This is a genomic window from Marinomonas sp. UCMA 3892 (genome assembly GCF_012726345.1).
Taxonomy (GTDB): domain Bacteria; phylum Pseudomonadota; class Gammaproteobacteria; order Pseudomonadales; family Marinomonadaceae; genus Marinomonas.
The window spans coordinates 121,301-133,286 of the sequence record NZ_PTXN01000002.1; the positions used below are offsets into that span (position 1 = coordinate 121,301).

The following is an 11,986-nucleotide window of genomic DNA, read 5'->3' on the forward strand; positions in this document are numbered from 1 at the left end:
GACAAAAAAAAGCGGCTCCCCCGAGCCGCTTTTTTGTTAGCCAACTTGTTTATAGATAAACAAATTAACCACCAAACACAACGGTACGCTTTCCGTTTAGAAACACACGTTTTTCAACGTGACACTTCACAGCATTAAACAAAGTAACGCGTTCAATATCTTGGCCTTTGGCAATCAGATCTTCGGCGTAGTGAGCATGGTTCACCACTTGAATACCTTGGGAAATAATCGGACCTTCATCCAAGTCATTATTAACATAGTGAGCGGTCGCACCAACCATTTTCACGCCTTTTTCCCACGCTTGATGATAAGGTCTAGCACCTTTAAAACCTGGTAATAAAGAGTGATGAATATTGATTGCACGGCCATCCAAGTATTCACACATGCTTGGAGAAAGTACTTGCATGTAGCGAGCTAAAACAACCAGCTCAGTATCGTATTGCTCGATCAATTCTCGGACTTGCGCTTCTTGCTCTAACTTAGTGTCAGCAGTAATTGGCAAATGGTAATAAGGAATACCATGCCATTTCGCAAGATCTTCTAAATCAGGATGATTTGAAATAATCACAGTAACATCGATATTCAACTGGCCAGTACGAAATCGATACAATAAATCATTCAAACAGTGATCGTATTTCGACACCATGATCGCCACTTTGGGCTTGTGGTTTGGTGCAGTTAATGACCAATCCATCGAAAACTCAGCAGCGCGTTCTGCGAACTCAGCTTTAAACACGTCTTCATTGAAATCAGCATGTTGTGGCAAAAATTCTATGCGAATAAAAAAACGACCAGACTCTCGGTCATCAAAGGAGTGAATTTCATCAACATAGTTACCGGCTTGCGCCATGTATCGAGTTACTACGTCGACCGTTCCGATGATGCTTGGGCAGCTAGCGGTAAAAATCCAAGGCGCAGTTTTTGATTTCATAAAATAGTCTCTTATTGTCTTAAGCTTTTATGTCACGAAAAAGGCCGACCACTAATTAGTGGTCAACCAAAACCGTGAAATAACACAAGTGAGTCAATGAAAATGAATTAGGCTTTTACTACTAAACCGTATTCACGACTGGCATCTTGAATCCACAACCATAAATAATCAGCAAAGCTACGGCGCACAACCAATTCAAATTTGTCGTCTGCGAGACGACATATCGTAGCACCACTTTTTGCAAATACCGTAGACACGACTTTACCAACTGGGAATTCACTAGGGTGTAAATCCACTGGTGTAGACTTTTTCAGCATATCAACAACATGGCTGCCAGACACATCAAAGATCGTTGTGCCACCACTGATGTTCACTAATGCATAATGACCTATAAGCTTTTCTTGGAAACGCGTTTCCAATTCAAAGGCTTTTTCACCAGCAACAATAATGAGCCATTCATCTGGAGACATCCAGCGTACTGAAACCGCATCCGTCGTTACTGAAGTCAATGGCTCCATTGGCAAAGCGACACCCAATAAAGACTCAATAAGTGATAGTTGCTCAGCCGAAGGAGCGCAACGTAATGTTAGCAACCCCTTCAATTTACGCTCATGAAAATGCACGCCACCTTGTTGCGGCCCTTTCTTAGCAATGCTAGCAAGATCAGAGTGATGCAGAGGGCTTTCACCTACAATAGCGCCAGTTGGAAGCTGATTTGTTACCAACTTCCCTTCCATTGCTTCTACTGTGACATCAGACATTTTGACGCTCCCCTTTTGGATCTAAGAATACTGGGCTGCAAATTTCAGCTTCAATAACACGGCCATCAGCTAATGGGTAGAAGACTCTCTCACCCATTTTATCTAGGCCGCCTTTAACAAACCCCATTGCCACAGAACGATTCAAGTTCGCACTCCAGTAACTTGACGTCACATGGCCAACCATTGGCATTGGAATGGGTGCTTTCGGATCAAGTACACCTTGCGCACCTTCTGGCAGCACCGCTTTAGGGTCTAGCGTTTTCAAACCAACAAGCTGTTTGCGATTCTCACGAACGCAATCTTCACGTTGCATACCACGCTTACCAATAAAGCTAAACGGTTTCTGCATAGACACAGCCCAAGACATACCTAGGTCAAACGGATGTACAGAACCATCAGTATCTTGACCTGCAATAATGAAACCTTTTTCAGCTCGCAGTATGTGCATGGTTTCCGTGCCATATGGCGTCAGATTAAACTCTGCACCTTTTTCAAACAATGCTTTCCATACATGCAAACCATAGTTAGCTTGTACGTTGATTTCAAAAGATAATTCACCAGTAAAGGAAATACGGAACACTCGGGCTGGCACGCCAGCAACCGTCATAGGTTTCCAATCCATAAAGGCCATATTTTCTTTTGATACATCAGAATCAGTCAGTTTTTCTAACAACTTACGGCTATTTGGGCCAGAAATTGTCATAGTTGACCAATGATCTGTCACACTGTTGAAATACACTTCTAGTTCAGGCCATTCGGTTTGATGATAAATCTCTAACCAAGACAACACACGTGCAGCACCGCCAGACGTGGTCGTCATCAAGAAATGATTCTCCGCCAAGCAAGATGTCACACCGTCATCGAATACCATGCCGTCTTCGCCACACATCAAGCCATAACGACATTTACCTACTGGTAATTTCGCCCACGCATTGGTGTAAACACGACCAAGGAATTCACGAGCATCTTTACCTTGGATATCAATTTTACCCAAGGTAGAAGCATCCAATATCCCTACAGACTTACGAGTCGCTAAACATTCACGATCCAATGCTTGCTGCATCGTCTCGTTGCCTTTAGGGTAATACCAAGCACGCTTCCATTGACCCACATCTTCAAACTTCGCGCCGTGCTCAACATGCCAAGCATGCATTGCTGTATAACGCTCAGGATCAAACAAAGCACCACAGTCACGTCCAGCGATAGCACCAAACGTTACTGGCGTATAGTTAGGACGGAAAATAGTCGTACCTGTTTGCGGTATCGTTTGATTGAGCATTTTTGCCGCAATCGCCATACCGTTGATATTACCTAGTTTACCTTGATCCGTACCAAAGCCCATTGCCGTGTAGCGTTTAACGTGCTCGATAGACTCGAAGCCTTCACGACAAGCCAACTCAATGCCAGATGCGGTTACGTCGTTTTGATAATCAACGAACTGCTTAGGTGCTTTTGATGTTGGTTTTGTGTGTGGAATATGGAACAAAGCCATCGCTTTGCCCTCTTCAATTACTTCGGTTTCTGGCAATACCACATCTGACTTAGCGAGTCCCAACTGAGACAAAGCATCAGATGCAGCTTTTACACCTTCAGACAGAGCTTGTGCGGTAGAAAACGCACCATTAATCGCACCTGCAGTTAATTGCTTCTGATAGGTAGCACCCGGAGTGAAACCTAGAATCTCTTCATTCCAAACAGGACGTGCTCCAGTGTGACAAGACAAGTGAATAACCGGACTCCAGCCACCAGAAGTTGCAACTGTGTCAGCCGCCATCTTAATGATAGGACCCACAACCGCATCACCCGCGTCGTTCAATGGTGCAATAGACACACCTGATACGCGCTTACTGCCATGTGCCTCAATGACACCAGAACCAACAATGATACTGATACCACGGTCACGCGCTGCATCCACAAAGGTTCCGTGTGGATTTTTACGAGAATCGACAATCGCAACCACGTTGCGGCCTGCATCATGCCAATCTAGCGCAGTACGGTAAGCGTTGTCGTTAGACGTCATTAGTACTAAGTTTTTACCAGGAACAACACCGTAACGGTTGATGTAAGTCGATACAGCATTTGCCACCATGCAACCAGGCACATCGTTGTTACCATATACTAAAGGACGTTCATGGGCTCCCGTAGCCAAAACAACCCACTTAGCACGAACACGGTGGTAGCGCTGAGCCACTTGGCCATTAGGAGCACGGTCTGCAAACTGGTCAGTACAATGCTGTTGAATGGTTAAGAAGTTATGATCGTGATAACCGTTCACCTGAGAATTCGGTAACATCAACACATCGTCGTATGTAGACAATTCTTTGACAACGTCTGCAACCCACTCTGCAGCAGGCTTACCACCTAACAATTCTTTGCTACTTAGTAAGCTACCACCAAATTCATTTTGCTCATCCGCGATAATCACTCGAGCGCCCGCACGCGCAGCGGTTAACGCTGCAGCCAAACCAGCAGGGCCAGCACCGACAATGATGACATCACAGTGTTGATTCATCTTGTCATAAATATCAGGATCATTTTCTTTTGGTGCGCGACCAAGGCCTGCAGCTTTACGAATATAAGACTCGTACGTTTCCCACATGGATTTTGGGTACATGAAAGTTTTGTAGTAGAAGCCCGGAGGCATCATTTTCCCACCAACTTTACCAACCAACCCCATCAGGTCATTATCCACACTCGGCCAACCATTAGTGGACCCTGCCACTAAACCGCTATAAAGCGATTGTTGAGTCGCGCGCACGTTAGGAATTTGCGTTGCCTCAGTCGATCCTATTTGCATGATCGCATTTGGCTCTTCCGCACCCGCAGCAACGATGCCGCGAGGACGGCTATATTTAAAGCTTCGGCCGATAATATCGACACCATTAGCTAACAAAGCAGACGCTAGGGTGTCACCCTCGAAGCCTGTGTATTTTTTACCATTGTAGGTAAAAGCCAGTACTTTGGAGCGATCGATACGGCCGCCATCTTGAAGACGATTCTTTTGAGTCATACTCTTTTCAGTCATTATGGCGATCCTTACTTACTCTGAATTGCGTTAGCCACGACAGTTGGCTTCTCGCCAACCTTGTAGACTTCTTTTATTTCGTAAGTTTGAGTGTCACGAGTAATGTTGAAATACTTACGGCAACCTGCCGCATGTACCCAAAGCTCGTGATGTATGCCTCGTGGGTTAGCACGAAAATACATGAACTCACCCCATTCTTTATCCGTACAAGCATCAGGATCTAGTGGTCGTGCTATATGCGACTGTCCTGCCGCGTGAAATTCCTCTTCCTCACGGTATTCGCAACAATGCGGGCAATAAATATGAAACATGGTAACTCTCTCCTTATTCGGTATTAGCCCGTTTAGTGTGCTACGCCAGCCGCGCCGTGTTCATCAACAAGCGCGCCGTTATGGAAACGGAACATAGAAAAAGGTTTCGCTAATGGATGCATTTCACCCTTCGCCAAAGACGCAGCAAAAACATGACCAGAACCAGGTGTTGCTTTAAAGCCACCCGTACCCCAACCACAGTTGAAATACAGATTCTTCACAGGTGTTTCACTGATAATCGGACAAGCATCTGGACACGTATCAACGATACCGCCCCATTGACGATTCATGCGAACACGACTAAACACTGGGAACATTTCAACAATTGCTTGAATAGTATGTTCGATAGTGGAATAAGAACCTCGCTGGCCATAGCCATTGTAGCCATCAATACCAGCACCAATAACCAAATCCCCTTTGTCCGATTGCGACGCATAACCATGTACTTGGTTAGACATAACAACCGTATCTAGAATCGGTTTAATTGGTTCGGATACTAGAGCCTGTAAAGGGTGAGACTCTAATGGCAGCTCAAAGCCCCCCATCTTAGCCAATACACTGGAATTACCAGCAACAACACAGCCCACTTTATCAGCGCGAATTTCGCCGTAACGAGCAGTGCGTACACCGACAACAGTACCGTCTTCAATGATCAAATCTTCAACTTCAGTCTGTTGAATCAAATCCACACCATGAGCATCTGCACCACGGGCAAAGCCCCAAGCAACAGCATCATGACGAGCAACACCTGCACGTGGCTGCCAAGAAGCCCCCATCACTGGGTAACGCGCGCGGTCAGAACAATCCAACACTGGGACGATTTCTTGCACTTGCTTCGCGTCCAATACTTCGCCATCAATACCATTTAAACGGTTGGCATTCACACGACGTTCAATGTCGCGCATGTCTTGCAAAGTATGACCAAGGTTCAAACAGCCACGCTGGGAAAACATCACGTTGTAGTTCAAATCCTGTGACAGACCTTCCCACAATTTCATTGCATGTTCGTAAAGGTGAGCTGCTTCGTCCCACAGGTAATTGGAGCGTACGATTGTGGTGTTTCGAGCAGTATTACCACCGCCCAAGAAACCTTTTTCAATCACAGCGACATTGGTAACACCAAACTCTTTCGCCAAGTAATACGCTGTTGCTAGACCATGACCGCCACCGCCGACAATGATCACATCGTATTTCTTTTTCGGGGTTGGATTACGCCACACCCGCTGCCAATTCTCGTGATGGCTAAAACTGTGCTTTAACAACCCAAAGCCTGAATAATGCTGCATCAGATCAGCTCCCTTACATAAATAATCGACTAAACGATTCGTGACGTGGATAAAAAGGTTGCAGCGCTTTGGTCAACCAAGGCGCCATATATTAAGCATTCACCGTGATAATAGAGATAAAGATTTCCAGCCTAATGCTTGGATGCGTCCAGCGAATGACAATTTACGACAGAGATGATGGCGACATTGGATATGGCGCTATAAAGGAGAGAAAAAAAGCAAAAATTTTGCCCGTTTTAAAAACGATATATTGGCGTAAGCAGCTGAAAACTATAGAGAGAACGATAAGGAGTTGCCTATATAAGGCACGCACACTGTGTGCCCACCTCACATAGGTTTTTATGAAGTAATTAATGTCGTTTATAGTAAGAATGACAAATCATATTCCAGTATTGCGGCAACACTTTATTAGTTCCAATCACGTCTACTGTTTTTGTGAATAAGATATTGGTGGCAGATTTACCTATCATAATATCGAACTCACCTGATTCAACCATCCTTTGATGAGCTGAATTGGTAAAGTTCAGCATATCGACAGGTAGCTCAAATACGACAGTAGTGGAAGCGCCAGCAGGCAAATCAACCCGTTGAAAGCCTTTTAATTCACGAATCGGCCGAACCAAAGAACACAACTTATCTTTCACATAAAGTTGAACTACCTCACAGCCAGATCGATTGCCAATATTTTCAAGCTCAACTGTCACCCTGATCACGCCATTTTCAATCGATACTTGCTGGTTTTCAATCTGCATATTTTTATAGGCAAACTCCGTATATGTCAGGCCGTAGCCAAAGTTATATTTCGATCCAAAATGATAGGCGATGGGCGTTCCACCACTTTTAAGTTTATGGTTATAAAAATAAGGTACTGCGCCAGCATTTTTAGGAATCGATAATGTTAATCGTCCAGATGGCGACTGTTTACCGACAATAATATCCGCAATCGCCCTTGCACCCTCTTGTCCCGGTGCCCAACCGAATAACACCGCAGCGGCCTTTTCTTCGGCACCATTTAAATTGTATGGCCTTCCACCAGTCACTAAAATAATCACTGGTTTACCTGTGGCAATTGCTTCGTCAATTAACTGCTGTTGCACGCCTGGCAAATTTAAACTGTCGGTATCAGAGCCTTCGCCCACGGTTCCTGTCTGGAACAAACCAGCAAGATCCCCCACACAAACAATCGCCACATCCGCTTGCTCGACTGTTTCAATCGCTTGTTTAATTTGGCTGGTATCTTTAGACACGGGCGATGTCATGGTTTGATTCATCGCCAAATCGACATCACCAGGAAACACCGGAGCGTTGCTATGGCGCTCGGTTAAAATATCGCAACCTTTGCTGTATAGAACTTGCGAAAATTCATTCTGCAGCGCTTCTAAAATAGTCGAGCACACCTTACTACTGTCATCTACGCTGCTCAAAATGAGATGCACCGGAAAACTATAGCCACCAAGCAAGGCTAATTGGTCATTCGCTGTTGGGCCGATGACGGCAATTTTTTGTTGACTATTTAAAGGTAAGCCAGCGTTGTTTTCTAACATCACGACCGATTGTAAAGCGACTTGATAGGCAAGCTCTGTGGCTTTTTCACTTTGCAGTTCAATGGGAGACTCATCGCAATATGGATGCTCAAACAAACCCATTTCAAATTTTACTTTCAAGATTCGAGCGACTATCTCATCGATTTTCTGCTCATCAATCAGCCCTCTTTGCAGTGCTGAGGTTAACTGACTGGAACAAGCATCATCTGGCAATTCAATGTCTAATCCTGCATTGAACGCCAATGCCGCCGCTTCCGCGTTATCCGCCGCAATGCCATGATGACTCGCCAATAACTCAACACCACCATAATCCGCCACAATCAAGCCATCAAAGCCCCATTGATTACGCAGCACTTCGGTTAATAAATGGTATGAGGCATGGCAAGCCTCATTATCTATATCGTGATATGCCGGCATCAACGAACCTGCTTTGCCAAGTTTTATCGCCATTTCAAAAGGCAGCAGAAAGGTGTCATTTAGTTCTTTAAAACCCAAATGTACAGGAGCATGGTTACGTGCGCCTTCGCTAAAAGAATGACCGACATAATGTTTTAACGTAGCAAGAAGGTCGCGCTTTTCGCCTTGTAGACCTTTAACGTACTCTGTCGCTAACACACCAACATGATAAGGATCTTCACCAAGCGTTTCCTCTGTTCTGCCCCAGCGCACATCTCGAGATACATCGAGAACTGGCGCTAACCCGTGATGAGCTCCGACCAGACGAGTCTGCTCACCAATCACTTGCGCTACCTGATAAATAAGTTGTGGATTCCAAGTGTGGCCATAGTTAAGGGAGGAAGGAAACAGAGTCGAGCCTTTCGCCATCAGCCCCACTAAACACTCTTCGTGTGACATAGCGGGAATACCCAAGCGTGTTTCTTCGACGAGATACTTTTGCAATTGATTTAACGCTTTGACGCCATCATTGGGACTAATGACTTGTGTACCCAACGGACGAGTAATTTGGCCTAAACCATGTTTTAGACGATCTTGAATGGGTTTACGCTCCCCTTGAGCACCCATCTCAAAATCGCGGTCTTGATGGTTTCCATCTGGCGCTAGGATCAACCATTGTGCGCCAAGCTGAGCAATTTTTTCTTCTAACGTCATGCGCGCTAGCAAATCATCCACTCGCTGCTGCACGGTAAAACTTGAGTTTTTATAAACTTCCATATAACGAATACCTTAATAAGCAAAACATGAAATCTATTTATATTTATAATCATAACGCTACTTTATAGAGCCAAGCGCTGCTCTTTCTCATTCTATAGATGGTACTCTATAGCTAGCAGTTAATTACTAGGTTAATTAGACTTTTTCCCACAAGACCATCAAAATTAATATTATGTAATATCTCAAATCCGCTACGATATTTCACATGAACACGTCAGGCTACGTCTTCAAACGTCATCGCTTTAAAACGATCCTCAAATCAAGCTTCTACAGCAAGCCATCATCGTAACCCAGAAAAATAAAAACGATAAAAATCATAAACTTAAATAAAAATAGATCATTATCTAAAACGAGTTTTTATAAGATATAAAGCTCAACAAGCAAATAAATGAACTTGATTATCAAATTTCATAATTGAGCAAAGAAGGATATACAGCAATGATCAAGCCATTAAAATCTTGTGCGGAATGAATGTCATGATCAAATCGTTTAAAAACGACTTAATAAACTGAATTTAAAAAGATTTTAAGATGAATATAAGATCATTGATTATTCAACCAAAACATTACTAACAATTTGTTTTAAAATATAAGAAAAGCACGATCACATTTATAATAAAAAAGGACGTTCTTTATGTGTTACCAAAATAACAACAAGACTCATGGTCTTAAAAGTAACTGGAAAAAAATCTTTTACCCAGTCGCCATCGCAGCATCTTTAACCTCTTCATTCTCTTGGGCTGACACCACGATCCGTATGCTTCACCTTGAAGCTGATCCGAAAGTCGTCGCCATTTGGCAGCAAGTGGCAAATGACTATGAAAAAGCCAATCCAGGTCAACATGTCAAATTGGAATATTTAGAAAACGAGGCCTTCAAACAGAAGCTGCCAACACTTCTTCAATCCGATCAGCGTCCTGACATTTTCTACAGTTGGGGTGGCGGAAACTTTCAAACTCGCGTTGATGCGGGATTATTGAAAGATGTCACCAAAGAAATGAAAGACATTAAACCTAGGTTCTCAGAAGCCAGCTTTAATGCGTTTAATTACAAAGGAAAACAGTACGGCCTTCCTTACATGGTTAGCCAAGTCGGCTTTTGGTACAACAAAAGCTTATTCCAAAAAGCAGGTGTCGATGCCGATAAAATCGTTACTTGGGATGACTTCCTAGGCGCAATCAAAAAATTCCAAGCGGCAGGCATTACACCGATCACAACAGCAGGTGGTGATAAATGGCCCGTGCAGTTTTATTGGGCACTGCTGACTATGCGCCAAGCTGGCCAACAAGGCATTCAAGATGCCATCGACAAAAAAGGCGATGGCTTTGCAGGCGAAGACTTCGTCAAAGCGGGGGAAGAGCTAAAACGTTTAGCCGATTTAAAACCTTTCCAACCAGGTTTTTTAGCCGCTTCTTTTGGTGATTCCTCTGGTAACTTTGGTGATGGCAAAGCCGCTATGCAGCTAATGGGAGATTGGAACTACTTATTCCAAGCTCAACAGTCTATTACAGGCAAAGGCGTGGGCGATAACAATTTAGGCTGGATGAACTTCCCCGCCTTAAAAAATGGTAAAGGCAAAGCAACCGACACGCTGGGAGGCATTGCTGGTTGGGTACTTACCTCTGAAGCAAGCCCTGAATCCGTTCAATGGTTAAAGTATTTTTCTAATATCGACATGCAAAAGCACCTAGCCAAAATCAATATGATTATTCCCGTAGTGAAAGGTGCAGATGCTGCTATTGAAAACCCATTTAAAAAGCGTATTGCACAAAACATCGCCAACTCTACTTGGCATCAATTGTTTTATGATCAAGCATTTGGCGCAAACGTAGGTAGTGTCGTGAACGACATTTCCGTTGGTATTGTTGGTAACTCGCTCACTCCTGAAGAAGCCGCAGAGCAAGTACAAGAAGCGTGGGAGTTTGAATAACGCTGAATAAGCATTAATCGATCCATACAGCCAACTTAGGTTGGCTGTTCTCACTTTCACGAGGCTTGCTATGAGTAATGATGTAACCACTATTGGAAAGCGCTCCAGTACTTCTTCAAACCAAAATGTCTCACGTTGGTTTAAAAAAAATAATCACGGTAACCGCTTACTGACATTGGTATTGTTTTTACCACCAGCTTTATTGCTGTTTACTATTTTTGTTATTTTGCCCATTGGTGAAGCGGGTTATTACAGCCTATTCCGCTGGAATGGCTATGGTGAACCAAGTCAGTGGGTAGAATTCAGCAATTATGTTCGTCTGTTTAAGCACGGTGCTTTTGACACTGCCGTATGGAATACCTTTAAGATCATTCTTATTTCTTTGGTTATTCAGTTACCTTTGGCACTGATTATTGCTTTGTCTATTTATAAAAAAAGCTGGGCCAATAGCCTATTCCGCCTGATTTTCTTTTTGCCCTATATTTTAGCAGAAGTGGCTGCGGGTCTTATTTGGCGTTTTGTTTTTGATGGCGATTACGGCGTGATGGCGAAATTTACCGAGGCGCTTAATACCGATACTTGGTACATATTGGCGGATAAAAACTGGGCGTTTGTGGCTATTCTTGTGGTGCTTGTTTGGAAATATTTTGGCTTCCATATGATGATTTACATCGCGGCTTTGCAAGGCGTTCCTAAAGACCTTATCGAAGCGAGCAAGTTAGATGGCGCAAGCCGTTTTCAGGCGATTTGGTATGTGAAAATCCCGCTCATTATGTCGGGCATCACGATATCCATCTTTTTCAGTATTCTAGGGGCACTACAAACCTTCGATCTCATTATGCCTCTCACCGGTGGTGGACCATCTAATAGCACTCATACCTTGGTTTCTTATCTATATACATTTGGTATTACCAGAATGAATGTTGGCTTTGGTAGTGCGGTGGGTGTGGTGTTGTTTATTTGCTGTGTGATTTTTGCCTTCACCTATCAAAGCACCATTATGAAAGACAAAAAATAAAAGGAACG

Annotated in this window: 8 protein-coding genes; 2 read left to right on the plus strand and 6 right to left on the minus strand. The window is 43.8% G+C overall.

Annotated features, from left to right (window positions below; all coding sequences use genetic code 11):
* Positions 1-64: 64 nt before the first annotated feature.
* The 6 genes from purU to B6N13_RS03525 form a co-directional block, all read right to left on the minus strand.
* Positions 65-931, minus strand: coding sequence for a formyltetrahydrofolate deformylase (gene purU, locus B6N13_RS03500; RefSeq protein WP_012070445.1), 867 nt, complete (start codon positions 929-931; stop codon positions 65-67).
* 107 nt (positions 932-1,038) lie between these two features.
* Positions 1,039-1,692 (minus strand): sarcosine oxidase subunit gamma family protein, encoded by a 654-nt coding sequence (locus B6N13_RS03505; RefSeq protein ID WP_012070446.1) that lies wholly within the window; start codon positions 1,690-1,692, stop codon positions 1,039-1,041.
* Complete coding sequence (locus tag B6N13_RS03510; protein WP_048814346.1) at positions 1,685-4,702, minus strand: sarcosine oxidase subunit alpha family protein; 3,018 nt, start codon at positions 4,700-4,702, stop codon at positions 1,685-1,687. Before B6N13_RS03510 ends, B6N13_RS03505 begins: the two co-directional genes overlap by 8 nt.
* A gap of 26 nt (positions 4,703-4,728) precedes the next feature.
* On the minus strand, positions 4,729-5,028 hold the full coding sequence (locus B6N13_RS03515) for a sarcosine oxidase subunit delta (RefSeq protein WP_012070448.1): 300 nt from the start codon (positions 5,026-5,028) through the stop codon (positions 4,729-4,731).
* 32 nt (positions 5,029-5,060) lie between these two features.
* Positions 5,061-6,314 (minus strand): sarcosine oxidase subunit beta family protein, encoded by a 1,254-nt coding sequence (locus B6N13_RS03520; protein WP_012070449.1) that lies wholly within the window; start codon positions 6,312-6,314, stop codon positions 5,061-5,063.
* A 350-nt stretch (positions 6,315-6,664) separates the two neighbouring features.
* Positions 6,665-9,031, minus strand: coding sequence for a glycoside hydrolase family 3 N-terminal domain-containing protein (locus B6N13_RS03525; protein WP_169458518.1), 2,367 nt, complete (start codon positions 9,029-9,031; stop codon positions 6,665-6,667).
* A gap of 633 nt (positions 9,032-9,664) precedes the next feature.
* On the opposite strand from B6N13_RS03525, the gene B6N13_RS03530 reads away from it, so the two are divergent.
* A complete protein-coding gene (locus B6N13_RS03530) occupies positions 9,665-10,960 on the plus strand; it encodes an extracellular solute-binding protein (protein ID WP_169458519.1) in 1,296 nt (431 codons plus the stop codon).
* 70 nt (positions 10,961-11,030) lie between these two features.
* A complete protein-coding gene (locus tag B6N13_RS03535) occupies positions 11,031-11,978 on the plus strand; it encodes a sugar ABC transporter permease (RefSeq protein WP_012070452.1) in 948 nt (315 codons plus the stop codon).
* Positions 11,979-11,986: the final 8 nt, after the last annotated feature.

Coding starts and splice junctions, on each gene's coding strand:
- purU (WP_012070445.1), bottom strand. CDS start 931: ATGAAATCAAAAACTGCGCCTTGGATTTTTACCGCTAGCTGCCCAAGC.
- B6N13_RS03505 (WP_012070446.1), bottom strand. CDS start 1,692: ATGTCTGATGTCACAGTAGAAGCAATGGAAGGGAAGTTGGTAACAAAT.
- B6N13_RS03510 (WP_048814346.1), bottom strand. CDS start 4,702: ATGACTCAAAAGAATCGTCTTCAAGATGGCGGCCGTATCGATCGCTCC.
- B6N13_RS03515 (WP_012070448.1), bottom strand. CDS start 5,028: ATGTTTCATATTTATTGCCCGCATTGTTGCGAATACCGTGAGGAAGAG.
- B6N13_RS03520 (WP_012070449.1), bottom strand. CDS start 6,314: ATGCAGCATTATTCAGGCTTTGGGTTGTTAAAGCACAGTTTTAGCCAT.
- B6N13_RS03525 (WP_169458518.1), bottom strand. CDS start 9,031: ATGGAAGTTTATAAAAACTCAAGTTTTACCGTGCAGCAGCGAGTGGAT.
- B6N13_RS03530 (WP_169458519.1), top strand. CDS start 9,665: ATGTGTTACCAAAATAACAACAAGACTCATGGTCTTAAAAGTAACTGG.
- B6N13_RS03535 (WP_012070452.1), top strand. CDS start 11,031: ATGAGTAATGATGTAACCACTATTGGAAAGCGCTCCAGTACTTCTTCA.